The following is a 24,861-nucleotide window of genomic DNA, read 5'->3' as shown; positions in this document are numbered from 1 at the left end:
ACCGCTGTCCGGCAGCCGTCCCCGGCGTGCCTGGGGCAGGGGCGCCGGACCGGGCACGATCGTCCGGGTAAGGCTCCGGGCGGGGCCGGACGGACGACAGCACCACGGCAGGGCGGGAGCACGAGCGTGATCCACGAGGTGGACGAGGTCATCAAGGGCCTCCTGGGCAGCGGGGCGCTGGCAGGAGCCGGCATCGACGTGTCCTTCGAGGCACCCACCCGTGACTGGGCGTCCCGGCGCAATGCCCCTGTCATCAACGCCTACTTGTACGACATCCGGGAGGACGTCTCCCGGCGGCAGCGCGGTCACACCTCCGTGCGCGACGAACGGAACATCGTGGTGCGGCGCAGCCAGCCGCCGCGCTGGTTCCGGCTGTCGTACCTGGTGACGGCGTGGACGAAGACCCCGCAGGACGAACACCGGCTGCTGTCGGCCGTGCTGGCGACGCTGCTGCCCCGTGAGCTGCTGTCCGCCGACGAACTCCCGGGCTCGCTCGGGCGGCTGGGGCTGACGGTGCCGCTGACGGTGGCCGGCATCCAGACGGAGTCGCGGTCCTTCGCCGACATCTGGTCCGCGCTGGGCGGTGAACTCAAGCCCTCCCTGGACGTGGTGGTGACCGCGCCCTTCCCCGCGTTCCCCGAGTACGACGCCGGGCCCCCGGTCACCGAGGGCGCGACGATCCGCGTACGCGACCTGGACGGCGACGGCCCGGAGTCCGCAGGGCGTTCCCACCGGCCCCACCAGGTGGCGGCGGCCCGCGCCGCCCACGAGGAGGCGGCGGCGACCCGCCGTCCGGAGAAGCGATGAGCGCCCCCCACGCGGCCACCGAAGCACCGCACCCGGCCGCTGAAGCCCCGCACCCGGCCCCGGAGACCCTGTCCGGCCCTTCCGGCCCGCTGCTCGCCCGGTTGGACGGGCTGCGGCGAACGGTGGCCGCGCTGGTCGAGCAACGCTCCGCAACCGACCCGACGGCAGGCGACCCGCTGCGCGGCCTGTACCTGTCCGACGAGGCCGTGCGCCATCTGCTGGACACCTGGCCGGTCCCGGACGGCGGCGTACGGCCGGGGGCGCCGACCGGGTGGCAGGACGGCGGCGACGACCGGCTGGTCCGGACGGCCGCCCGGCTGCGGCTCACCGAGACGGACGCGGCCGTCCTGCTCATCGCGCTCGCGCCCGACCTCGACCGCACCTTCGAACCGCTCTACGGCTACCTCAACGACGACGTGAGCCGCCGCCGGGCCACCACGGGCCTCGCCCTGGAGCTGTGCGGGCTGCCCGGGCACCTGCCGGAGGCCCGTGCGCTCTTCCACCCGGCGTCACCGCTGCGCGCCCTCGGGCTGCTGGAGGTCGAGGAGCCCGAACGCCCCTTCCTCACACGGTCGTTGCGCGTGCCGGACCGGGTGGCCGCACACCTGCTCGGCGACGACACCCCGGACGCCGCACTGCTGGGCCGGCTGCACCCGATGCCGGACCCGCTGCCCGGCTCCGAGCCCGACGAGGCCTTCGCCCGGCAGCTGGCCGCCCGGCTGCACGACGGTCCGCTCACCGTCTACCTGCGCGAACACCGCGCGGGTGACGGTCTGGCCGCCCTCGCGTCCGCCCTGCACACGGCGGGCACCAACGCGCTGCGCTTCTCAGGCCCCTCGAACCCGGCGAGGCCCGCCGATCACTCCGACCACTCCGACCACTCCGCCGTCTCCGTCCCGCCCGGAACGTCCGAGGCCGTCGAGGACACGGTGCGCGCGCTGCTGCGTGAAGCACGGCTCGGAGGCCGGGCGATCGTGGTGTCCGGCCTGCCCGACCGACCGGGCCCGTTGGTCGAAGCGCTGACCCGGGCGACGGACGTGACCGTGCTGCTGGCGGACCCCCGCCCGTACGACCCGCTCTGGTCCCCGCACGACCCGCTCGTGGTCCAGGCGCCCCGGCGTCCGGCCGGCGGCACCGCCGTCTGGCAGGCCGCCCTGGGGCCCGACGCCGGCCATCTCGACCTGACCGCCACCGTGGCGCCGTACCACCTCGGTGGCGAGCGCATCGACCGCGCAGCCCGGGCCGCCCTGGCCCTGGCCGCCTTCGACGGCACACCGCTCACCGCAGCCCACATCCGGCTCGGCGCCCGCCAGCAGTCGGCATCGGGGCTCGAACAGCACGCCCGCAGGATCCACCCCGCCGTGGGCTGGCAGGACCTGGTCCTCCCCGACGGACCCCTCACCCAGCTACGCGAACTCGCCCTGCGCGCCCGCCACCGCGACCGGGTCCTCGGCGACTGGCGGCTCAGCGCGGGCGGTGGCCGCGGCCGGGGAGTCGTCGGCCTGTTCGCGGGCGAGTCCGGCACCGGGAAGACGCTGGCGGCGGAGGTGGTCGCCGCCGATCTGGGACTCGACCTCTACGTGGTCCAGCTGTCCTCGATCGTGGACAAGTACATCGGCGAGACCGAGAAGAACCTCGAACGGATCTTCACCGAGGCCGACAGCACCGACGCCGTACTCCTCTTCGACGAGGCCGACGCCGTCTTCGGGAAGCGCTCCGAGGTCAAGGACTCCCACGACCGGTACGCCAACATGGAGAGCTCCTACCTCCTGCAGCGGCTGGAGTCCTTCGACGGCATCGCGCTGCTCACCACCAACCTGCGCGCCAACATCGACGAGGCGTTCACCCGACGCCTCGACCTGGTGGTCGACTTCCCGTTCCCGGACGCCGGACAACGGCTCGCCCTCTGGCAGCACGGCCTGTCGCACGTCCCCTCCGCCGAGGACATCGACGCCACCCCCCTGGCCCGTGACTTCGAACTGGCCGGCGGGTCGATCCGCAGCGCGGTGGTCACCGCCGCCTACCTCGCCGCGGGCCGGGACGAACCGGTCGGCGCGGGCGACCTGCTGGAGGGCGCCCGCCGCGAGTACCGCAAGGCGGGCCGCCTGGTGCCGGGCGAGGCGACCTGGTGACGGCCGGCCCGTGACCCGGCCGGGGCGGGCCGTACGCCTCACACGGTCGACCTGACCGCTTCCAGCCCGAGTTCCAGAGGCTCACACGCCCACGTCAGGCAACGAGCTGGTGGGGAGCAGGAGCCGCAGGGGCACACCGGATGTCCTCGCGGCCCTCCGGTGGGTCCGCCCCTGCCACCCCGGCACCCCCACGGTCCACGGTCCGATCCGGGACGTGCGACCTCGACTGCCGTCGTCCGAGGCCCATTCGGGCCGACGGCCCCCTCCTTGGTCCTTCAGTCCGCGTTCGTCTCCTCGATGTCCTCAGAGCGATACGGGACATCCGGTCCAGCGTGCGCGGGGTCATGTGCGGGCTCCTCGGCACGCTGCACCGGCGCCGGCCCGCTCATCACCCGGCGCGCGCTCTCCTTGGCCTCGACCTCCGCCCAGTCGCTGGGGTCGGAGATCATCAGGCCGTCGCCGTTGTCGGTGCCGGGCACCGGCCCCCGGCTCTGCTGGCCGATGTGGTGCAGCTCCTCGGCGAGGACCTGCTTGTCGCGGCCGTCCCACACCACGTGCGGGAAGGAGGTGTACGCCAGTGCCCCGATCTCCGCCGCGGAGTCGAGGGCGGCGGCGTCCGTGTGGAGGCGTACGCCGCTGAAGTCCTCGCCGCCGAACCGGCCCTCCATCTCCTGCTGGAGTGGTGCGTCCAGCGCGCGACCCGGCGAACGCAGCACCTCGTGCACCGCGGAACGCTGGACCGACGGGCCGTGCCCACAGTTCGCGTCGTGCTCGTGCCGCTGCCCCTCGACGGCACGGGCCACCGCCGCGTTGCCCGCGGCACGCTGCAGTGCCAGCAGCGTGGTGGCGGGACCGGGCACGGGGGCGCGTCCGGCCGGGCGGCCCGCACCGGCCTGGCCACGGGCCTGGCCGGTCTCGTTTTCCTGCGCGCGCACGGGGGCTCCCTCGAAGACGGGTACACGAGTCCTCCCAGGCCTACTGGACACCGGTGCGGCGGCGGAAGGTACTCCGGGGCAGTCAGGAGGGCAACGGAAGCGCCGTACCCACGCCCTCTTGCCCCTCGGGGCAACAGCGGTGCCCTCGATCGGGCCCCGAAGGACGTTTCGAGAAACGCGCTTCGCGCGTGATGGTGAGACAAGACCTGTCTCGTACCCCGAGGAGAGCAGAGCATGCCGTCCTACCTGTCGCCCGGCGTATACGTCGAGGAGGTGGCCAGCGGCTCGCGTCCGATCGAGGGCGTGGGCACTTCGGTGGCGGCCTTCGTCGGACTCGCGTCGACCGGCCCCCTGAACGAGCCCACCCTGGTGACCAACTGGACGCAGTACGTGGCCGCGTTCGGTGACTTCACCGACGGGTACTACCTGGCGCACTCCGTCTACGGCTTCTTCAACAACGGCGGCAGCGCCGCCTACGTCGTACGGGTCGGCGGCTCGTCCGACGGCGCGTCCGGCGACACGCCCGCCGCGGTGGCCGGTTCCCGGTCCCCGGCCGCGCTGCCGACCGGTGAACCGCAGCAGCTGGGCACCTTCACGGTGACGGCACTCGCGCCCGGGCAGAACGGCCCGCTGACCGTCGAGGTCGCCGACCCCGAGGGCGAGGGCCCGGCCGAGCGCTTCAAGCTGGTCGTCAAGGACGGCGAGAAGACCGCCGAGACCTTCGACGTGACCGCCAAGAAGAGCGGCCGGAACTACGTCGTCACCCAGGTCAAGGAGCGCTCCAAGCTCATCGCCGTACAGGAGTCGGTTCCCGCCGCGCAGCTCGCCCGGCCCGACAACCAGACCGTGGCGCTCGCCGCCCCGGCCCCTGCGGCCCCGGCTGTCCCGGCGACGGAGAACGTCTCCCACCCGGGGCCCGCCCAGTACCTCGGCGACTCCGCCGACCGTACCGGCTTCGGCGGCCTGGAAGCCGTCGACGAGGTCTCGATGGTCGCCGTTCCCGACCTCATGGCCGCCTACCAGCGTGGCGCGATCGACCTGGAGGCCGTCAAGGCGGTCCAGCTCGGCCTGATCGCGCACTGCGAGCTGATGGGCGACCGCGTCGCGGTCATCGACCCGCCGCCCGGCCTGAACGCCCGCGAGATCAGGGTCTGGCGTCAGGAGACCGCCGGGTACGACTCCAAGTTCGCCGCCCTGTACTACCCCTGGATCAAGGTCTTCGACCCGTCGTCCGGCCAGTCACGCCTGGTCCCGCCGAGCGGTCACGTCTCCGGCATCTGGGCCCGCAACGACTTCGAGCGCGGCGTGCACAAGGCGCCGGCCAACGAGGTCGTACGGGGCGCGGTGGACCTGGAGATCCAGATCACCCGCGGCGAGCAGGACCTGCTCAACCCCATCGGCGTCAACTGCATCCGCGCCTTCCCCGGCCGCGGGGTCCGCGTCTGGGGCGCCCGCACCATGTCCTCCGACCCGGCCTGGCGCTACCTGAACGTGCGCCGGTACTTCAACTACCTGGAGGAGTCGATCCTGATCGGCACCCAGTGGGTGGTGTTCGAGCCGAACGACACGAACCTGTGGGCCCGCATCCGGCGCAACGTCTCCGCGTTCCTGGTCAACGAGTGGCGCAGCGGCGCCCTGTTCGGCGCCCGGCCCGAGGAAGCCTTCTACGTCAAGTGCGACGAGGAGACCAACCCCCCGGAGTCCGTCGACGTCGGCCGCGTGATCTGCGAGATCGGCATCTCCCCGGTCAAGCCCGCCGAATTCGTGATCTTCCGGCTCGCCCAGTTCTCCGGCGGCAGCGGGGAGCTGGAGGAGTAGGTCACCGGCCCACACCCCCAGCCCTCGTACGCGATCGGCGAGCACCGCGATCGACAGCCACTTCTCGGTAGGACGGACACAAGATGAGTATCGGCCAGGGTGACTCGTTCACTTCGCACAATTTCGGCCTGCAGATCGACGGCGTGATGGTCGAGTACCTCGCGGAGGTCAACGGCCTCAGCATCGAGCAGGACGTCATCAAGCACCTGCAGAACTCCGCACAGGGCAAGCCCGAGGTGAGCCTCATGCCGGGCACGCAGAAGGACGGGCAGTGCACGGTGGTGCGCGGCATGACGCCGTCGCCGTCGTTCACGACGTGGATCAACGACTCGATCGCCGGTCAGATGTCCACGGCCCGCAAGAACGCGTCCATCATCGTGATGGACTACGAGAACAACCCGGTGAAGCGGTACAACATGCGCAACGCCTGGTGCAGCAAGATCGACGCCAGTGCCCTGAAGGCCGGTGAGGCCTCGGCGCTGATGGAGACCGTGACCATCGTCTTCGAAGAACTGGTCATCGAGTAATGCGGCGCACCTCGGCCAGGGCCGCCGCGAACCCGCTCCCGGACGTACCGGCGCCCGTGGCCGTGGCGGGGCCGGAGCAGACACCTGCTCCGGCCCCGGCCGCCGCGCCCGCTCCGACGCCGCAACGGCTGCAGACGGAGTTCCCCTTCGAGCTGCCGCGTGGCTACGTCGACGAGGCGGGGACCGTGCACCGGGACGGCGTGATGCGGCTGTCCACGGCCCGGGACGAACTGATCCCGCTCCGGGACGTCCGCGTGCAGGAGAACCCCGCGTATCTGTCGGTGGTGCTGCTCGGCCGGGTCATCACCCGGCTCGGCACGCTGTCGATGGTGCACGACGGGACGGTGGAGAACATGTTCGCCTCCGACCTCGCGTTCCTTCAGGACTTCTACCGGCAGATCAACGCCGAGGGCCACACCCGGGCGGCGGTGGAGTGCCCGCACTGTTCCGAGCCCTTCGAGGTGGAACTCGGCGGGAGCCGCCTGGGGGAATCGTGACGTACGCGACCGACCGGCTGCACGAGGAGATCGCGTACGTCGCCTATCACTTCCACTGGGATCTGGACTCCATCCTGGACCTCGAACACCACGACCGCCGCCTCTACGCGGACCGGATCGCGTCCTTCGTGACGCGCGCCGGCGCGGAGGGCTGAGCCGTGGGCTTCATGGACCGGCTGCGCGGCCGTGCGGAGCACGCACCCGCACAGCACGCCGGCCCGGCCGTTCCGCCCGCTCCGGCCGGCGACGGGCCCGGGCCGGACTCCGGCGCGACTTCCGGCGCGATGCCCACGGCGGTCGCCGCCTGGACGGGCCTGCCGCCGATCCAGCGGGCCATGGACTCCGGGCGGCCGGCGGTCGCGGACGCCGGGTTCGGCGGACGGCTGCCGACCTGGCAGAACCCGTCCTTCACCGGGACGCCGTCCATCGGCGTCATGAACACCGTGCCGGACAGCCTCCTCTCGGGGGCGCTGACCGGCTCGGGCCGCCCGGCCACCGGGCTCGAAGGACCCTCAGGAGCCCTCCCGTTGGCGACGGGCACGGGAGAGACCGTGGTGCAGCGGGCCCCTGCGGTCCCGCTGCGGGCGCTGCCCGCGGCACGGCCGGCCCCGGCGCCGCAGGGCGCCGCCTCACGTGCGGCCGGGCGTACCGCGGCCACGCAACCGGCTGCTCCGCCGGCGCCCACCGCGTCTGCTCCCACGTCGTCTGCCGTACGGACCGTGCAGACCCGGTCCTCGGGCAGTCCGTCCGAACCGGCCACCGCCTCCTGGTCCGTGTCCTCGGGGGTCACGGCGCCGCCGTCCGCCACGGGGAGCACGGCCCGTGGCGGCATGCCTCCTGCGCCCGGCCCTCGGCCCGCCACCGCCGAGGCGTCGGCACCGGCCTGGACGTCATCCTCACCCGCGCCCGTACGGGCGGTGCGGGACCCGGGCCCCGTGCCCAGGAGCGCCCCGGCCCCGGCCCGCGGGGTCCGCGTGGCGCCCGTACCGCCCGCCTCGTCCCGGGCCCAGCGTCTGACCACGGCACCGGCCGTGCAGCGGCGGGCGCTTCCGGCGGCACGGCGACAGCCCACGGCGCCGGGCGCGTCCGGCAGTCCGCGCAACGGGTCCGGAGCAGCGGCGGCACCCGGAACCGACCGAGGGGGAGCCGGCGCGTCCGGCTCCCCCCGCTCCGCGCTCCCGCCCCGGAGCCCCGCGAGCCGTACACCGGCCGGCGGCGCCGTACAGCGCGCGACAGCACCGCGTGACACCGCGCCGGGCCGCCCCGGCGAGGGCGCGAGCACCGGGTCGCCCGGGACCGGTACGCCCGGGGGCGAGACGCCTGGCGCGGGGTCGCACGCCGCCGGATCGCCCGTTGCCGGATCGCCCGTTGCCAGGTCGCCCCGTGCCGCCGCGGGTCCGGGCATCCGGCCGGGCCGCTCCACGCCTGGACCGGAAGCGGCACCCGGCCGTCCAGGCACGGCCTCGGCCTCTCCGGCCCCGGCCCCGGTCCAGCGGGCCGTGGCCGACGGCTCGGCGCCCTCCTCCCGCGTCCCCCGCGCCGCGGCGGCTTCCCCTCCCGTACAGCCGGCCGGCCCCGGCGGCACCCCGCCGGTGGAGCCGGCTGCCCCACGCGGCCCCGCACGCCCCGTGGACACGCCCCGGGCTGCGCCCGCGCGCGCGGAGACACCCTTGAGCGCGCCCCGCGCTCCGGGCACGCCGAGCGCCCCCGTCGCCGCCCGAGGTCCGCACGACGCGAAGGCCGCGGTCCAGCGACGTGGCACCGGTACCGGTGGCCCCGGCGCACCGTCGGCGCCTGCCGGCGACCGCCCTCGCCCGTCGGCTCCCCCGGCGTCGCCGGACCCCGGTCCCGCACCGGCCGGGCCGGCGCGCACGGCTGCCCCGGCCCGCCGCGGTGACGGCACCACTGCCGTGCGCGCTGGGGGTCAGCCCCCGGTGCAGCGCTCCGAGGCGCGGCCCGCCGCACCAGCCGGCCCGGACGACACCGGTGCCGGGCGCACCACGTCGCCGGCCTCGGCCCCCGCCGGCTCCTCGGACGCGCAGGCCCCGGTCCGGGGCGCCGTACCGTCCACCCGTGGCCCGGCCGCCCCCGCTCCGCGCCCGGCCCCCGCTGCCGCCCCCGCCGCTCCTTCGGGCACGTCCGCCCCGGTCCAGCGTGCGGTGCGGGACGCCCACAGCCCGGCAGCGGCCACTGCTCCCCCGTCCGCCGCTGCCCGCCCGGTGAAGACCTTCCCCGGCGTCACGCCGCCGGGTGCGCAGGCGGCGCGGAAGGTGCCGGGCTCCCGCCCGGGTCTCGGCGCCCCGGTGTCCTCCTCGGCGGCCTCCGCGCCTTCCGCACCGGCGCACGTACAGAGGGCTCCTCGCACGCCGCCGCCCGCACAGGCCGCCGCCCCCTCCCCGGCCCCGACTGCCGCCGGGTTCCCTGCCGCAACGCCCCGTGAACCGCAGGCCCGACGTGCGGTGGCTCCCGCAGCCGCCAGGCCGCAGGTCCAGCGCGCCGCAGCCGCGGCCCCGTCACCCGCCGCCCTGTCACCCACCTCCGCGTCACCCGCCGCTCCCGCCCGGCGCCGCAGCCCGCTGGGTGCTCCGGTCAGCTCCACGCCCATGGACGCGGTCCCGCTCGTCGCCCCTCCCGCGCCAGGGACCAGCGGCTCCCGCGCCGCCGCGGCGCGGACGGCGCCCGCCGTCCAGCGGGCCGCCACCGCGGCCCCCGGCGCCCCCGCGCCGAGCGGCCAGGCCCCGCTGCCTCCTGCCCCACTGCCCCCTGTCCCCGTACCTCCGCAGCTACCCCTGCCCACGGCCGCCGTTCCGCCCTCCGCTCCCACTCCCGCCCCCGCTCCCACGCGCGTCCAGCGCAGCGCCGCCCCCGGGGCCGTACCGCTGCGCGCCCTCACGCCTCCCGGGGCGGCCACCGCCTCGTCCCCTCTCCCCGTGGCGTCCCTCACCCCGCCCCCGGTGTCAGCGCCGGAGCCGTCCCGTCCGGTCCAGTCCGGCAGCGCGTCGGCGCCCGCCGTCCAGCGCTTCGGCAACGGTTCGTCCCTCGGCGCGCTCGCCTCGGCAGCCGCCGGCACGGTGACCTCCGCCCTGGGCCGTATGCGGTCCCACCGGAGCGAGCACACCACCCCGCCGCCCTACGAACCGCCGTCCGGCGGCCCGCCCCCGGGCTCGCCTCCCCCGTACTCCCCGCCCGCCGGTGGCAGCGGCGTCCCGCCCGCGAACTCCCAGCTGCCGACGGACGATTCACCGCCCGGGTACACGGCTGTGCCGGCCGGCGGCTTCGACCCCCGCGAACTCACCGACTTCCAGCTCGACGAGCTCGTGCACCGGATCATCGGCCGCGTCACCCGCCTCGTACGCACCGAGTTGCGGATGGACCGTGAACGGATCGGCAGACTCCGCGACCCCCGGCACTGACCGGCGCCGTCCACCGGACGACGACCACCACCGACCTCCCCTCTCCGACGTATCCGACGAAAGGCCCACCCGCGATGCCCCGCCAGGACCCGGGCTCCACCATCTGGTTCACCCTCACCATCGACGGCGAGAGCCTCGGGTACTGGAACGGGTGTGAAGGACTGTCGTCCCAGGTGGAGATCGAGCAGCGCCAGGAGGGCGGCAACAACGGGTTCGTGTGGCAGCTGCCCACCCGCGTGTCCTTCTCCAACATCCGGCTGACCCGTCCGCTCACGCCGGACACGGCCAAGGTCGCCAAGTGGATCTCCTCCGTCCAGACGGGGATCAAGCGACCGACCGCACAGATCTCCGCCCTCCGCGCGGACGGGTCCCTGGTCGCCCGCTGGGGACTGATCGACGTACTGCCCGTCAGCTGGCAGGGGCCCAGCCTCGACCCCGCCAATCCGGCCGTGGCGAACGAGGTCCTGGAGATCGCCCACCACGGTTTCACGGACTGACGGCGCGGAGCAGAGAGGAAAACCCATGGCACAGAGCAGCAAAGGCGCCGGCAAGAGCCTCGTGCGCGCCGGGCTCGCCATCCACGAGCCCCCGGTGGGCACGAGCACCACACCCGGCGCGCTCATGCGGACGTTCAGCTTCGAGTTCAACCCGGCGCAGCTGTCGCTCAGCCAGCGCGCCCAGTGGAAGGCGACGCCGACCGCGGCCGTACGCGACGGCTCCAAGCCGGAGTTCATGGGCGCCGAGCCCCGGGAGATGACCCTGGAGATCTTCCTGGACTCCTCCACCAAGCCGACCGGCAACTCGGTGCTGAAGAAGGTGGAGTCGCTGCTGGCCTGCTGCGAGGTGACCGCCAACAGCATCGCCGCCAACCAGCCCTCGCCGCCCTGGGTGGTCTTCCAGTGGGGCTCGTTCTCCACGGCCCGCTTCACCGCGTACGTGAGCTCCATCGAGGCGTCGTACAGCCTCTTCGGTACCACCGGCGTCCCCATCCGGGCCACCTGCCAGGTGCAGCTGCACGAGATCCCCGGCAAGACCAAGGGCCAGAACCCGACGTCAGGCGCGCTCACCGCCCAGCGTGTGCACCGGGTCGTCGCGGGCGACTCGCTCCAGTCGCTGGCGTGGCGCGAGTACGGCAACGCCACCGCGTGGCGCGCGATCGCCGAGGCCAACGGCATCGACGACCCGTCACGCCTTCCCTCCGGCACCGAACTCGTGCTGCCCGCCGCGGAGGAGGTGGGTCACTGATGGTGCAGACCGCTTTCTCCAGCATCATGCAGGTCACCCTCGACGGGGCGAAACTGCCCCCCGTCATCGCCCCGATGCTCGTCGAGGGCTGGGTCGACCAGGGTGCCGGTGTTCCCGCGGCGTTCCGGCTCACCTTCCGCGACCCGTACCACCTGGTCCTGGGCGAGCTGAAGGTGAAGTTCGGCACCCGGGTTGTCCTCACCCCGATCGCGGACGGCCAGGGCATCGGCAAGCCGCTGATGACCGGCGAGGTCACGGGTATGGAGGCCGACTACGACGGCACCGGCAGCTTCACCGTGATCCGCGGATACGACTTCGGGCACCGCCTGATGCGCCAGCGGCGGGTGGCGGCGTACCGCAACCAGTCCGCCTCCGACATCGCCCGCAAGCTGGCCCGCATGGACGGGGTGCCCGTCGGCCGGATCCAGCCGACGAAGGGCGCGTACGGCTTCATCAGCCAGTCCAACGTCACCGACTGGGACTTCCTGTCCCGCCTCGCCGACGAGAACAACATGGTGATGTCCCTGGACGCCAAGGGGAAGTTCCGGTTCGTCCAGCCGACACCGTCGTCCGGCGCGCCCTCACCCGCCACCGACGGGGAGACGAGCGCCTTCGTCCTCCAGGCCGGCCACGACATCCTGCGGCTGCGGGCCGCCGTCACCGCGGCCGACCAATTCGGCCAGGTGGAGTCGCGCGGCTGGAACGTCACCACCAAGAAGAAGATCACCGAGGTCTCGCCGGCGACAACCGACCCGGGCATCAGCATCGGTCTCACCCCCGGTGAGGCGGCCGGCAAGTTCAAGGCCGCCAAGCTCGTCGAGACCAGCAACCCCTACGACAAGCAGGACGAGGTCAGGCACGCCTCGAAGGCCCTCGCCGCCGACGTCACCTCCTCCTTCGCGGAGCTGGAGGTCGTGGTGCGCGGCAACCCGGACCTGCGGCCCGGTGTGCCCGTGGCGCTCGCCGACGTCGGCAAGCCCTTCGAGGGGAAGTACACCGTCACCTCCGTGCGCCACGTCTTCGGTGACGGCAAGCACTACGAGTCCTGGGTCACCGTCAGCGGACGCCAGTGGCGTTCGCTGTACGGGCTGGCATCCGGCGGCGGAAACGCGGACAGCGGGAGCGTCCGGCTGCCCAGCGTCGCCAACGCCATCGTCACCGACGTGCAGGACCCGCTCAAGCAGGGCAGGGTCAAGCTCCAGTTCCCGTGGCTGGACGACACCTACGTCAGCGACTGGGCGCGCAGCGTGCAGCTCGGCGGCGTGGGGGGCGGTGGCGTCTTCCCCATGGACGTCGGCGACGAGGTGCTGGTCGCCTTCGACCGGGGGGCGCTGGACCACCCGTTCGTGATCGGCGGGCTCTACAACGGCCGGGACCTGCCCACGAAGGTCAACGACGTGCCGCTGCACGACGGGCTGAAGAAGAAGGCCACCCGGCACACCCTGTCCGACCGCCAGGGCAACCGCGTCGACCTGCTCAGCCAGCGGACCGGCGGGCGGAAGCAGGGCGTCCGGATCGCCGACGGTGACGACAGACTGACCATCAACCTCGACCGCACCAAGACCGAGATCACCATCGACAGCAAGGGCTCGGTCAGCATCACGGGCAGCCGCTCCGTGTCGGTGGAGGCGGGCACCGACCTCTCGTTGAGCGCACGCCGGTCGGTGACGATCAAGAGCGGCGGACCGCTCAGCCTCCAGGGGCAGGGCATGGTCAACCTCAGGTCGCTGGGCGGCGCGGTCAGCGTGAACGCGATGGGCGCCCTCAACCTGTCGGCGACCGGCGCCGCGTCGCTCTCCGCCGTGGGAATGGTCGCGGTCAACTCCGTGGCCAACGTGAACATCAAGGCGATCAAGCTCGACCTCCTCGGTGGCTTCTTCGTCAACACCATCAAGTACCCGTTCGGATGAGCGAACGGCCGTACCGGCGCTCCGGGTTCATCGGAAGAAGAAGGCAGGTGGCCCCCTGATGGCCGAACAGTTCGTCGGCTCCGGCTGGGCGTTTCCGCTGCGCATCGGACCCACCGGAGGCATCGCCCTCGTCAGTGGGGAGCGGGAGGTCGAGGAGGCCATCAGGCTCGTCCTGGCCACCGCCCCGGGCGAGCGGCCGATGCGCCCCGACTTCGGCTGCGCGATCCACGACCTCGTCTTCGCACCGGTCAACGAACAGACCGCCGGTCGCATCCAGCACGAGGTCCACATCAGCCTGGACCGCTGGGAACCCCGCATCGAGGTCCACGAGGTCGAGGTCACCACCGGAGCCGAACAGAACGTCCTGTTCATCGACGTGCGCTACTCGATCCGCGGCACCAACAACCCGCGCAGCCTCGTCTTCCCCTTCTACGTCATCCCTTCCCACGAGGAACCGGGGGCGCCGGGCCCCTCCGGTGGCCCCGGTGTCCCCTCCGAAAGCGACGGCTGATGTCCCTGCCCTCCCCCAACCTCGACGACCGCCGCTTCCAGCAGTTCGTCGACGACGCCAAGCGCTACATCCAGCAGCGCGCCCCGGAGTGGACCGACCACAACGTCTCCGACCCCGGTGTCACCCTCGTCGAGACGGTCGCCCACATGGCCGACCAGATCGTCTACCGCCTCAACCGGGTGCCGGAGAAGAACCACCTGGCCTTCCTCGACCTCGTCGGCATCACCCTCTTCCCCCCGGCCGCGGCCCGCACCGACGTGACGTTCTGGCTGTCCGCCCCGCAGGAGGAAGCGATACCGGTGCCGGTCGGCACCGAGGTGGCGACCGTACGCACGGAACGTGAGAGCGCGATCGTCTTCGCCACCGAGCGCACACTGAGCGTCGTGCCCTGCACGCTCCGGCACCTCGTGGTGCAGCACCGGGGCGAGCCCGTCACCGACCGGACCCCCGACCTCGCCGAAGGCAAGGACCTGCTCTGCTTCGCCGAGGCACCCGCCCCCGGCGACTGCATGCTGTTCGGCCTCACCGCCGCCGTCCCGCACTGCGCCCTCGCCCTCGAACTCGACAGTCGCGTCGACGGTGTCGGTGTCGACCCCCGGCAGCCCCCGCTCGTGTGGGAGGCGTGGACCGAGGACGGCTGGCGGCCCTGCGAGGTCGACCGCGACGGCACCGGCGGACTCAACCGGCCCGGCGACATCGTCCTGCACGTCCCCGGCGGTCACGTCCTCTCCCGCAACGGCGGCCACGAGGCCGGCTGGGTGCGCTGCCGGGTCACCGAACCCCATTCGGGCCAGCCCTTCTACGCCACCTCACCGACCATCAGGTCCGCCGAGGCCTACACCATCGGCGGCACCACCCGCGTCGTGCACGCCGAGACCGTGTACGACGAGGCGCTCGGCGAGTCCATCGGGCTGCCCGGCCAGCGGCTGAGGCTCGCCCACACCCCCGTGGTCGGCGACGACCAGCCGCTGCTGCTCCAGACCGCCGGGCACGACGGCTGGGAGGACTGGCAGGTGGTCCCGCACTTCGCCGCCTCACGGCCGGACGACCGTCACATCACCCTCGACGCCGCGACCGGCGAGATCGCCTTCGGCCCCGCCGTCCGCGAACCCGACGGCACCCTCCGCCAGTACGGCACCGTCGCGCCCAAGGGCTCCGTCATCCGCGCCCGCCGCTACCGCACCGGCGGCGGCCGGGCCGGCAACGTGGCCCGCGGCACCATCCAGGTCCTGCGCACCTCCATCCCGTACGTCTCCGAGGTCGTCAACCGGGAAGCCGCCCGCGGCGGCGTCGACGGGGAGACGGTCGAGGAGGCCAAGCTCCGGGCACCCATCACCCTCCGGGCACAGGAACGCGCCGTCACCCTGCGCGACTACGAGGAACTCGCCCGCCGGGCCGCCCCCGAGACCGCCCGCATCACCTGCCTGGAGGGCGAGGAGAACGAGTACGGGGCCTACGCAATACGGGTCCTCGTCGTGCCGCAGGCCGTCCCCGACCCCGGCGGCCGGCTCCGCTTCGAACAACTCGTACCGGGTGACGCGCTGCTCGACCGCATCACCCGTCACCTCGACGAACGCCGCCTCATCGGCACCAGGGTCGCCGTGGGCCCGCCCTACTACCAGGGCATCACCGTGGTGGCGACGGTCCACGCCTTCCGCGGCGTGGACACCGACCGCGTACGCCGCCAGACCCACGACGCCCTCTACCGGCACCTCGACCCGCTCACCGGGGGCGCCGACGGCCGCGGCTGGCCCTTCGGCCGCCCGGTCCAGTCGGGCGAGATCTTCGCCGTCCTGCAACGGGTCCCCGGCGTGGAGCTGGTCGACGAGGTCATCCTGCACCCCGCCGACCCGCTGACCGGCAAGCGCGGCGACCCGACCGACCGTATCGACCTCGAAGCCCCGTCCCTGGTCTTCTCCTTCGACCACCGCGTACGGGTGATCGGTGACGGGGCGTGACGACATGACGACCACGACCCGCACGGGAGGCCACCGATGAGAGGTTCCGTCGACGGCCTCGGCTCGTCCACGCCCATCGCGACGATGCTCCCCGCCGTCTTCGCCGACGACGATCTCGCCCAGCGCTTCGTCGCCGGACTCGACGACGTCCTGGCACCCGTCCTGAACGTACTCGACTGCCTGGACGCCTACTTCGACCCCGCCCTCACACCGATCGACTTCGCCCAGTGGCTCAGCACCTGGGTCGGCGCCGAGACCGACGGCACCGAACCGGAGGCCCGGCTGCGCGCCGCCGTGGCCGCCGCCGCACGTCTGCACCGCGTACGGGGCACCCGGCGCGGCCTCTCCGAGGCGGTGCGGCTCGCCTTCGGCACCGAACCGGAGATCTCCGAGAGCGGCGGTGCCTCATGGAACGCCCGCCCTCTCGGCCCCGTCCCGGGCACACCCCGCCCCCATCTCCACGTCACGCTTCGCCTCCCCGACCCCACCCCGGCGGACACGCACCGCCTGGACAGCCTCGTGGCCGCCGCCCGCCCCGCGCACATGCCCTACACCGTCACCGTGACGGCCACCGAAAGGACTCCGGAGAGATGACCACGCAGAACTGCGCCGAGTGCGGCACCCGCGCGGAACCGGGTCAGTCGTTCTGCGACGCCTGCGGCGCCGTGCTCAGCTGGGATTCGGCCCGCTCCCGCTCCGGGCAGGCCCAGGCCGCCGGCGCCTCCTCATCCGCGGCTGCCGGCCCGTCAGCCGGCTCCGCCTCCGCAGGGCCCGCCTCCGCCGACTCCGCCGGAGGCGGCTGGGACGGCTTCGCACGCCGAGGCGCGACCGGCGGCGCCGGCCCCTCACGCCCGCCGCGGGACAGCGACCCGGACCCGACGCCCCCGGCCGGCGCCGCGACCCACCACACCGGCCCCACCGGCGCGGCGACGACGCCCGGCGACGCCGGTCCTTCGGCCGCGACACCCGACGCCTCACGCCTGCCCCACCACCAGCGCGACACCTGGAACCCCGGACCGGCGTACGCCGCGGGAGGGGCTGGTGCGGCCTCCGCCTCCGACGCCCCGCGCCCGGGCGAGTCGGACCCCACCGTCCCGCTGCCCACCCCCGACGGGGGCAGCGCGGCCGACCGCGCACGGTCCCTCCTCGTCCCGGTCGACGAGCCCGACGCCGCGTACACCACGCCGGCTCCGGCCGTCGCTCCGGTCCTGCCCGGCCGCCCCGACACCGACCGGCCGCAGGTACGCGTCCCCGGCCCCCAGCAGGACACCGGCAACGGCCCGCCCTGCTCCTGGTGCACCACGCCCAACCGCCCCGACCGCCACTTCTGTGTCCGCTGCGCCATGCCGCTGGCCGACACCGGCGAACGCGCACCCGCTCCCCTCCCCTGGTGGCGCCGCCTCACAGGCTCCCGCCGGAACGAGAACCCGTGGGCCGGCGACCGGCCCCGCCTCCGCCGTGCCTTCGACCGCATCGGCACCTGGATCACCGTCGCCGTCGTCGTCACCCTGGCCGTCCTCGGCGTGACGTATCTCCCCGACGGCATCCAGGCCGCCCGGGACCACTTCGCCAAGCGCGCCATGGTCTCCCCCACCGCGTACAAGGCGTCCCGCTCCTGGACCGGCCACAAGCCGGAGCTCGCCTTCGACAAGCTGAACAACACCTGGTGGGGCCCCGGGGTGGTGCAGTCCGGCGCGGGGGAGTGGATCGAGGTCGACTTCAACCAGCCCACCCGCCTGCTGGACGTGATCATCACTCCCGGCGTGTCCACCCGCCCGGACCAGCTCGGGACGTCGGCCCTTCCGCACCACCTCGTGGCGACGATCACGACGAAGGACAGCAAGATCACGACCCGCCGGCTCACCCTGGATCAGGGCACGGGCGGCCAGCGGCGCTCCTTCCGCGTCGGCGACGCCGTCAAGGTGCGCTTCACCGTCGAGTCGGCCCACGGCGCGTCCTTGGACAAGCAGGTGGCCATCGCCGAGATCGAGTTCTTCGGCCCGTCGAGCGGGGACCGCACCTGAACCGGCCGCACGGCAACCGGTAGCACAGACGCGTACGACGCCGGCCCCCGGGACGAATCCCGGGGGCCGGCGTCGTACTGGTACTACGGGTGCAGCGGGTGCTGCGTGGAGCTGCTGATCCGAGGATCAGAAGTCCATGTCACCGCCCGGCATGCCGCCCGGAGCGGCCGCGGAGGCCTTCTCCGGCTTGTCGGCGATGACGGCCTCGGTGGTGAGGAAGAGCGCGGCGATGGACGCGGCGTTCTGCAGGGCGGAGCGCGTGACCTTCGCCGGGTCGATGATGCCCTCGGCGATCATGTCGACGTACTCGCCGGTCGCGGCGTTGAGGCCGTGACCGATCGGCAGGTTGCGCACCTTCTCGACGATGACGCCACCCTCGAGACCACCGTTGACGGCGATCTGCTTGAGCGGGGCCTCCAGCGCGAGCTTCACGGCGTTGGCGCCCGTGGCCTCGTCACCGGTCAGGTCGAGCTTCTCGAAGACGGCCGAGGCCTGGAGCAGAGCCACGCCACCACCGGCGACGATGCCCTCCTCGACGGCGGCCTTGGCGTTGCGCACCGCGTCCTCGATGCGGTGCTTGCGCTCCTTGAGCTCCACCTCGGTGGCGGCGCCGGCCTTGATGACGGCCACGCCGCCGGCCAGCTTCGCGAGGCGCTCCTGGAGCTTCTCGCGGTCGTAGTCCGAGTCGGAGTTCTCGATCTCGGCACGGATCTGCTTGACGCGACCCTGCACCTGGTCGCTGTCGCCGCCACCGTCGACGATGGTCGTCTCGTCCTTGGTGATGACGACCTTGCGGGCGGTGCCGAGCAGGTCGAGGCCGGCGTTCTCGAGCTTGAGACCGACCTCCTCGGAGATGACGGTGCCACCGGTGAGGATGGCGATGTCGCCGAGCATGGCCTTGCGGCGGTCACCGAAGCCCGGAGCCTTGACGGCGACGGACTTGAAGGTGCCACGGATCTTGTTGACGACCAGCGTCGACAGGGCCTCGCCCTCGACGTCCTCCGCGATGATCAGCAGCGGCTTGCCCGACTGCATGACCTTCTCGAGCAGCGGAAGGAGGTCCTTCACGTTGCTGATCTTGGAGTTGACGATCAGGATGTACGGGTCGTCGAACGACGACTCCATGCGCTCCATGTCGGTGGCGAAGTACGCCGAGATGTAGCCCTTGTCGAAGCGCATACCCTCGGTGAGCTCGAGCTCCAGACCGAAGGTCTGGGACTCCTCGACGGTGATGACGCCTTCCTTGCCGACCTTGTCCATAGCCTCGGCGATCTTGGCGCCGATCTCGGTGTCAGCAGCGGAGATGGAGGCGGTCGAAGCGATCTGCTCCTTGGTCTCCACGTCCTTCGCCTGCTCCAGCAGAGCGGCGGAGACGGCCTCGACGGCCTTCTCGATGCCACGCTTCAGAGCCATCGGGTTGGCACCCGCGGCGACGTTGCGCAGACCCTCGCGGACGAGAGCCTGAGCGAGAACGGTGGCGGTGGTCGTGCCGTCGCCGGCGACGTCGTCCGTCTTCTTGGCGACCTCCTTGACCAGCTCCGCACCGATCTTCTCGTACGGGTCCTCGAGCTCGATCTCCTTGGCGATGGAAACACCATCGTTGGTGATCGTGGGCGCGCCCCACTTCTTCTCGAGGACGACGTTACGGCCCTTGGGGCCGAGGGTGACCTTGACGGCGTCGGCGAGCTGGTTCATCCCGCGCTCGAGACCGCGCCGTGCCTCCTCGTCGAACGCGATGATCTTGGCCATGTGAAGTGGTCCTCCCGGACAGGGGTGGATTTCTCCGGACCGGGAGGCGCCCGCGACGGACGGCCAACGTGCTCAGTGGTTCCTTGCCCCACTGGGCCTGCGGGCCTCACCGGCCCGGTCCAAGTTTCTGTCACTCTCACCTGGAGAGTGCTAACGCCAATGATTAGCACTCGACCCCTTGGAGTGCAAGCGCCTTCGGCGAGGCTCGCTGTGGGAGCGGCGGTCGGGGGACGGGCGGGCGCAGGCGTTCTCGTGCGATGTGGACGCCCCGGAGGGGCGCACGGACGCACGTGAGGCCCGTACCCCTGATGGGTGGTACGGGCCTCACGTGCGTGAGTAGTGTCGTTGGCCGACCGCGCCGAGCTCAGCCGACGGCGAGCTTGACCATGTCCGCCTGCGGCCCCTTCTGGCCCTGCGAGATCTCGAATTCAACTCGCTGACCCTCTTCGAGGGTGCGGTACCCGTCCATCTGGATCGCGCTGTAGTGGACGAAAACATCCGCACCACCGTCGACCGCGATGAAGCCGTACCCCTTCTCCGCGTTGAACCACTTGACGGTGCCCTGAGCCATGCCTAACTCCCCTATTACTGGCCCTTGCACGAGCCCGCACTTCGCGGGCCCGGGTCAGAACTCACCCTCCGACAGGAGAGGGTGGCGTACGCCGGAACGCGTCGACCGCGGCCGAATGTATCTGCCCAACTGCCCTCTGCAACAGGTCAATCGGACGAGAAATCCGGGCACGCGCGAGCGCACGCATGAGGGCAAGTCATAGGATTCCGGGGCAAGTCGGGCCGGACAAAGGCCACTTACGCCACAAGGAGTGCACTCACTTTGGCTACTTCTTGTCGCGGCCGGGCGCGTTCTCATACGCGGGCGGCGCGGGCAGCGGCGGGGACTTCCCCAACTGTACCCCGCTCAACCATACAGAATGGCCCCCTCCGCTTCTCTCGCGGAGGGGGCCGTTCTGTTCACTCTGAGCGGCCGGCGGCCCGGCCGCTCCTCAGCCTCCGGCGACGGCCGGGATGATCGAGACGCCCGCGCCGTCCGGGGTCGCCGCGTCCAGGCCGCCCTCGAAGCGCACGTCGTCGTCGTTGACGTACACGTTGACGAAACGGCGCAGCTTGCCCTGGTCGTCCAGGACGCGGGCGCCGATGCCCGGGTGGTTCTGCTCCAGGGACGCGAGGACCTCGGAGAGGGTCGCACCCTCGGCCGGGACCTCGGCCTGACCGCCCGTGTAGGTGCGGAGGATGGTGGGGATACGGACCTTGACGCTCATGTGGGTGCCTTCCTCGGTCTCTCGGGTGGTCAGTTGGCGGCTGCGAGGCCCGCGTCGCGGAACGCGTCCAGGCTCGGCCGGATCGTCGCGGACAGACCGGTCGTCGGGGCCACCGCGTCGAGCGTCTTCAGCCCGTCGCCGGTGTTCAGGACGACGGTGGTCAGTGTCGGGTCGAGCAGTCCCGCGTCGATCAGCTTCTTCGTCACACCGACCGTCACCCCGCCCGCCGTCTCGGCGAAGATGCCCTCGGTGCGGGCCAGCAGCTTGATCGCATCGACGACCTGCTCGTCGTCGACGTCCTCGACGGCTCCGCCGGTGCGCCGGGCGATGTCCAGGACGTAGGGGCCGTCGGCCGGGTTGCCGATCGCCAGGGACTTGGCGATGGTGTTCGGCTTCTGCGGGCGCACGACGTCGTGGCCGGCCTTGAAGGCGGTGGAGACCGGGGAGCAGCCCTCGGCCTGTGCGCCGAAGATCTTGTACGGCTTGTCCTCGACGAGGCCGAGCTTGATCAGCTCCTGCAGACCCTTGTCGATCTTCGTGAGCTGTGAGCCGGACGCGATCGGGATCACGAGCTGGTCGGGCAGCTGCCAGCCGAGCTGCTCGCAGATCTCGTAGGCCAGGGTCTTGGAGCCCTCGCCGTAGTACGGCCGCAGGTTGACGTTGACGAAGCCCCAGCCCTCGCCGAGCGGGTCGCCGATGAGCTCCGAGCAGAAGCGGTTGACGTCGTCGTAATTGCCCTCGATGCCGACCAGTTCGCCGCCGTACACCGCGGCCATGACGACCTTGCCCTGCTCCAGGTCGTGCGGGATGAACACACAGGAGCGGAAGCCGGCGCGGGCCGCGGCGGCGCCCACCGCGCCGGCGAGGTTGCCGGTGGAGGAGCAGGAGAGGGTGGTGAATCCGAAGGCGCGTGCGGCCTCGACGGCGATGGCGACGACACGGTCCTTGAAGGAGTGCGTCGGGTTGCCGGAGTCGTCCTTGACGTACAGACCGCCGGTCACGCCCAGCTCGCGGGCGAGGTTGTCGGCCTTGACCAGCTTCGTGAAGCCGGGGTTGATGTTGGGCTTGTCCGCGACATCGGAGGGGACGGGCAGCAGCGGCGCATAGCGCCAGATGTTGTTCGGACCCTCGGCGATGCGCTTCTTCAGCTCTTCGGGGGAGCCGCTCGGCAGGTCGTACGCCACTTCGAGCGGCCCGAAACAGGACGCGCAGGCGAAAATGGGGCCGAGGTCGAAACGCTCGCCGCATTCGCGGCAGGAAAGTGCTGCGGCGGGACCGAGGTCCACGGCGGAAGAATTGGTGTTCGCTGCAACTGTCTGCACGGCCATGATGGCGGAGGCCCTTTCTCCTCATCTTCCTTGCGACGTATTTCGCCGCAAGACGGAATTGGCACCTTCCCCACCGTGACCTCGCGGTCGGCAGGAGGGTTGCCGGGACTTCAACGGGCCGTTCCCTCAGTCCCTCTGGATGAGCGCTATGGCACCGGACCATGGGTCCGGGCGTTTTTTCGCGGACCGACCCCGAGATGCGAGGGTCGTCCGCGTTGTTCAAGACTGTAACCGAAGCACTGGACGGTTGAGATAGTCGTCCGAACCGCGAGATGGATCACATACAGGGAGTATCGACCGTGCTGGAAGAGGTGGAATGCTGGCTGACCAGGCGTTCCTGGTCCGCCGCCGACCGCCCGCTCGACCGGCTCACGGCCGCGCGGGCGAAGGATCCGCACCGCTCGCGCGTGAGCGTCGTGCTGCCCGCTCTGAACGAGGAGGCGACGGTCGGCACGATCGTCGCGGAGATCCGGCGCGAGCTGATGGAGAAGGTCCAGCTCGTCGACGAGCTGGTGGTGATCGATTCCGGATCCACCGACGCCACCGCCGAGGAGGCGCGGCGGGCCGGCGCCCGGGTCGTGCACCGGGACGCGATCCTGCCGCGGATACCCGCCCTGCCCGGCAAGGGCGAGGTCCTGTGGCGATCACTCCTGGTGACCAGCGGGGAGATCGTCTGCTTCGTCGACGCGGACCTCAGGGACTTCTCCGCAGAGGTCGTCTCCGGGATCGTCGGCCCGTTGCTGACCGACCCCTCGGTGCACCTCGTCAAGGCCATGTACGACCGCCCGCTGGGCGAAGTCGCAGGCCAGGGCGGCCGGGTGACCGAGCTGGTGGCGCGCCCCCTGCTGAATCTGCACTGGCCCCGCCTGGCAGGTTTCGTCCAGCCGCTGGGCGGCGAATACGCGGTGCGGCGCTCCCTGCTGGAGCGGCTCCCCTTCCCGGTCGGTTACGGAGTGGAGCTGGGACTCCTCGTCGACGCGCTGCACACGGTCGGCCTGGACGCGCTGGCGCAGGTCGACGTCGGGGTACGCAAACACCGCCACCAGGACGGTCAGGCCCTCGGCCGGATGGCCGCCGCGATCTACCGCACGGCGCAGCTGAGGCTGTCCCGGGGACCGCTCGTACGGCCCGAGATCATCCAGTTCGAGCGGGGCCCCGACGGTTTCCTCCCGCACACCCATGCGGTGGACACGGAGGAAAGGCCGCCCATGGGGGACATACCCGAGTACGCGTCGCGGAGTGCGGCGTAACGGTTCTTCGGGCCGCCTCCACGGTCACCTCACGTTTGGAGGCTTCCGTTACGGGCTAGGTTCGGGTACATGGTCTCCGAGCACTCCGCCCAGGTCCTCGTCGCGTCCAACCGCGGCCCCGTGTCGTACGCGCTGCGGGAGGACGGCACGCTCGACTCGAAGCGGGGCGGGGGCGGACTCGTCTCCGGCCTCAGCGCCGTCGACGACAAGCTGTGGGTGTGCGCCGCCCTGAGCGACGGTGACCGCGAGGCGGTCCGGCGCGGGGTGTCCGAGCCCGGCGTCCGGATGCTCGACATCGACGCCGGGGTCCACGCCGACGCGTACAACGGCATCGCCAACTCGGTGCTCTGGTTCGTCCACCACATGATCTACCAGACGCCGCTGGAGCCCGTCTTCGACGCGGAGTTCCGCCGGCAGTGGGCGTCCTACGAGGCGTACAACCGGGCCTTCGCCCAGGCGCTGGCCGAGGAGGCGGGCGAGGGCGCCGCCGTCCTGGTGCAGGACTACCACCTCTCACTGGTCCCCGGCATACTGCGCGAGCTGCGCCCCGACCTGCGGATCGGGCACTTCTCGCACACCCCCTGGGCGCCCGTCGACTACTTCCGGCTGCTGCCCGACGACATCGGCGAGCAGCTGCTCAAGGGCATCCTGGGTGCCGACCGCGCCGCCTTCCTGACCCGCCGCTGGGCGGACGCCTTCATCGGCTGCTGCACGGAGATCCTCGGCGGCACCGGCCACACCCGCATCGGGGTGCACGGACTGGGCGCCGACGCGGACTTCCTGCGCCGCCGCTCCCGCGAGACGGACGTGGACGAGCGCATGGAGGTCCTGCGGGAGCAGGTGGGCGCGGACCGGCGCACGATCGTACGGGTGGACCGCACGGAGCTCTCCAAGAACATCGTCCGCGGGCTGCACGCCTACCGGGCGCTGCTGGAAGAGCGCCCCGAGTGGCGGGAACGCGTGGTGCACATCGCCTTCGCCTACCCCTCGCGGCAGGACCTCGCGGTCTACCGCGACTACACGGCGGAGGTCCAGCGGGTCGCCGACACGATCAACGCGGACTTCGGCACGGAGGGCTGGACCCCTGTCCTACTCCAGGTCGACGACGACTTCGCCCGCTCCCTGGCGGCGTACCGGCTGGCCGACGTGGCCCTGGTCAACCCGATCCGCGACGGCATGAACCTCGTCGCCAAGGAGGTCCCCGTCGTCTCGGACCACGGCTGCGCGCTCGTGCTGTCCCGGGAGGCCGGGGCGTACGAGGAGCTGGGCGAGGACGCGATCGTGGTCAACCCGTACGACGTGTCGGCCACGGCGACGGCGCTGCACGAGGCGCTCACGATGGACCGCGACGAGCGGGGCGCCCGCTCGAAGCGCCTGGCCACCGCCGCGACGGCGCTGCCCCCGCAGCAGTGGTTCCTGGACCAGCTGGACGCGCTGCGGGGTTAGGGCGTGTTTCGAAAGTAGCGCCGTCCGCCCGACA

Annotated in this window: 23 protein-coding genes and 1 riboswitch; of the genes, 16 read left to right on the top strand and 7 right to left on the bottom strand. The window is 72.2% G+C overall.

Annotation, left to right across the window (positions count from 1 at the left end):
* Positions 1-126: 126 nt before the first annotated feature.
* Positions 127-807, top strand: coding sequence for a DUF4255 domain-containing protein (locus tag ACFYSH_RS00850; RefSeq protein WP_359465562.1), 681 nt, complete (start codon positions 127-129; stop codon positions 805-807).
* Complete coding sequence (locus tag ACFYSH_RS00845) at positions 804-2,939, top strand: ATP-binding protein (protein ID WP_359465564.1); 2,136 nt, start codon at positions 804-806, stop codon at positions 2,937-2,939. Before ACFYSH_RS00850 ends, ACFYSH_RS00845 begins: the two co-directional genes overlap by 4 nt.
* Positions 2,940-3,214: 275 nt before the next feature.
* Here the strand turns inward: ACFYSH_RS00845 and ACFYSH_RS00840 are convergent, their stop codons facing one another.
* A complete protein-coding gene (locus ACFYSH_RS00840; RefSeq protein WP_359465566.1) occupies positions 3,215-3,874 on the bottom strand; it encodes a DUF4157 domain-containing protein in 660 nt (219 codons plus the stop codon).
* Between the two features lie 234 nt (positions 3,875-4,108).
* Here ACFYSH_RS00840 and ACFYSH_RS00835 point away from each other — a divergent pair, with 234 nt between their 5' ends.
* The 4 genes from ACFYSH_RS00835 to ACFYSH_RS00820 all read left to right on the top strand — a co-directional run bounded on the left by ACFYSH_RS00835 (position 4,109) and on the right by ACFYSH_RS00820 (position 6,871).
* Complete coding sequence (locus ACFYSH_RS00835) at positions 4,109-5,692, top strand: phage tail sheath family protein (RefSeq protein WP_388750049.1); 1,584 nt, start codon at positions 4,109-4,111, stop codon at positions 5,690-5,692.
* Positions 5,693-5,775: 83 nt separating this feature from the next.
* Positions 5,776-6,219 (top strand): phage tail protein, encoded by a 444-nt coding sequence (locus ACFYSH_RS00830; protein ID WP_359465570.1) that lies wholly within the window; start codon positions 5,776-5,778, stop codon positions 6,217-6,219.
* On the top strand, positions 6,219-6,716 hold the full coding sequence (locus ACFYSH_RS00825; RefSeq protein ID WP_359465572.1) for a hypothetical protein: 498 nt from the start codon (positions 6,219-6,221) through the stop codon (positions 6,714-6,716). The genes ACFYSH_RS00830 and ACFYSH_RS00825 overlap by 1 nt, the downstream gene beginning before the upstream one ends.
* Positions 6,713-6,871, top strand: a complete 159-nt coding sequence (locus ACFYSH_RS00820) for a DUF6760 family protein (RefSeq protein WP_359465574.1) — start codon at positions 6,713-6,715, stop codon at positions 6,869-6,871. Before ACFYSH_RS00825 ends, ACFYSH_RS00820 begins: the two co-directional genes overlap by 4 nt.
* Here ACFYSH_RS00820 and ACFYSH_RS00815 read toward each other — a convergent pair.
* Positions 6,820-7,737, bottom strand: a complete 918-nt coding sequence (locus tag ACFYSH_RS00815) for a hypothetical protein (RefSeq protein ID WP_388750044.1) — start codon at positions 7,735-7,737, stop codon at positions 6,820-6,822. The genes ACFYSH_RS00820 and ACFYSH_RS00815 overlap by 52 nt on opposite strands.
* A gap of 903 nt (positions 7,738-8,640) precedes the next feature.
* On the bottom strand, positions 8,641-9,081 hold the full coding sequence (locus ACFYSH_RS00810) for a hypothetical protein (protein ID WP_388750042.1): 441 nt from the start codon (positions 9,079-9,081) through the stop codon (positions 8,641-8,643).
* Positions 9,082-9,175: 94 nt separating this feature from the next.
* Here ACFYSH_RS00810 and ACFYSH_RS00805 point away from each other — a divergent pair, with 94 nt between their 5' ends.
* The 8 genes from ACFYSH_RS00805 (at position 9,176) to ACFYSH_RS00770 (ending at position 17,777) form a co-directional block, all read left to right on the top strand.
* Positions 9,176-10,129, top strand: a complete 954-nt coding sequence (locus ACFYSH_RS00805; protein ID WP_388750039.1) for a hypothetical protein — start codon at positions 9,176-9,178, stop codon at positions 10,127-10,129.
* A 74-nt stretch (positions 10,130-10,203) separates the two neighbouring features.
* A complete protein-coding gene (locus ACFYSH_RS00800) occupies positions 10,204-10,626 on the top strand; it encodes a phage tail protein (protein ID WP_359465581.1) in 423 nt (140 codons plus the stop codon).
* Positions 10,627-10,651: 25 nt separating this feature from the next.
* Positions 10,652-11,374 carry a LysM peptidoglycan-binding domain-containing protein gene (locus ACFYSH_RS00795; protein WP_359465583.1) on the top strand — a complete coding sequence of 241 codons (723 nt, stop codon included), beginning with the start codon at positions 10,652-10,654 and terminating at the stop codon, positions 11,372-11,374.
* Positions 11,374-13,284 carry a VgrG-related protein gene (locus ACFYSH_RS00790; RefSeq protein ID WP_388750034.1) on the top strand — a complete coding sequence of 637 codons (1,911 nt, stop codon included), beginning with the start codon at positions 11,374-11,376 and terminating at the stop codon, positions 13,282-13,284. The genes ACFYSH_RS00795 and ACFYSH_RS00790 overlap by 1 nt, the downstream gene beginning before the upstream one ends.
* 58 nt (positions 13,285-13,342) lie before the next feature.
* Entirely contained in the window at positions 13,343-13,795 is a 453-nt protein-coding gene (locus tag ACFYSH_RS00785) for a GPW/gp25 family protein (RefSeq protein WP_388750031.1), read from the top strand.
* Positions 13,795-15,753, top strand: a complete 1,959-nt coding sequence (locus ACFYSH_RS00780; protein ID WP_359465589.1) for a putative baseplate assembly protein — start codon at positions 13,795-13,797, stop codon at positions 15,751-15,753. The genes ACFYSH_RS00785 and ACFYSH_RS00780 overlap by 1 nt, the downstream gene beginning before the upstream one ends.
* 36 nt (positions 15,754-15,789) lie before the next feature.
* On the top strand, positions 15,790-16,347 hold the full coding sequence (locus tag ACFYSH_RS00775; protein ID WP_359465591.1) for a phage tail protein: 558 nt from the start codon (positions 15,790-15,792) through the stop codon (positions 16,345-16,347).
* Complete coding sequence (locus ACFYSH_RS00770; RefSeq protein WP_359465593.1) at positions 16,344-17,777, top strand: NADase-type glycan-binding domain-containing protein; 1,434 nt, start codon at positions 16,344-16,346, stop codon at positions 17,775-17,777. The genes ACFYSH_RS00775 and ACFYSH_RS00770 overlap by 4 nt, the downstream gene beginning before the upstream one ends.
* 126 nt (positions 17,778-17,903) lie before the next feature.
* On the opposite strand, the gene groL is transcribed toward ACFYSH_RS00770, so the two are convergent.
* From groL to thrC, 4 genes are all read right to left on the bottom strand, one after another.
* On the bottom strand, positions 17,904-19,526 hold the full coding sequence (groL, locus tag ACFYSH_RS00765) for a chaperonin GroEL (RefSeq protein ID WP_359465595.1): 1,623 nt from the start codon (positions 19,524-19,526) through the stop codon (positions 17,904-17,906).
* A gap of 364 nt (positions 19,527-19,890) precedes the next feature.
* Positions 19,891-20,097, bottom strand: a complete 207-nt coding sequence (locus tag ACFYSH_RS00760; RefSeq protein WP_003967346.1) for a cold-shock protein — start codon at positions 20,095-20,097, stop codon at positions 19,891-19,893.
* 430 nt (positions 20,098-20,527) lie between these two features.
* Entirely contained in the window at positions 20,528-20,803 is a 276-nt protein-coding gene (locus ACFYSH_RS00755; protein WP_359465597.1) for a MoaD/ThiS family protein, read from the bottom strand.
* Positions 20,804-20,832: 29 nt separating this feature from the next.
* Entirely contained in the window at positions 20,833-22,131 is a 1,299-nt protein-coding gene (gene thrC / locus ACFYSH_RS00750; protein ID WP_359465599.1) for a threonine synthase, read from the bottom strand.
* 18 nt (positions 22,132-22,149) lie between these two features.
* Positions 22,150-22,277, bottom strand: a riboswitch (SAM riboswitch).
* Between the two features lie 153 nt (positions 22,278-22,430).
* Between thrC and ACFYSH_RS00745 the strand changes: the two genes are divergently transcribed.
* Positions 22,431-23,381 carry a glucosyl-3-phosphoglycerate synthase gene (locus ACFYSH_RS00745; protein ID WP_388750828.1) on the top strand — a complete coding sequence of 317 codons (951 nt, stop codon included), beginning with the start codon at positions 22,431-22,433 and terminating at the stop codon, positions 23,379-23,381.
* A 69-nt stretch (positions 23,382-23,450) separates the two neighbouring features.
* The gene (locus tag ACFYSH_RS00740; protein WP_388750025.1) at positions 23,451-24,827 is read left to right on the top strand and encodes a trehalose-6-phosphate synthase; all 1,377 of its coding nucleotides are present in this window, start codon (positions 23,451-23,453) and stop codon (positions 24,825-24,827) included.
* The last annotated feature ends 34 nt before the right edge of the window (positions 24,828-24,861 follow it).

The sequence above is a fragment of the Streptomyces sp. NPDC005791 genome (assembly GCF_042871485.1).
Lineage (GTDB): Bacteria > Actinomycetota > Actinomycetes > Streptomycetales > Streptomycetaceae > Streptomyces.
The sequence above is the reverse complement of the archived record's forward strand: the minus strand, read 5'-3'. Positions and strand labels throughout refer to the sequence as shown.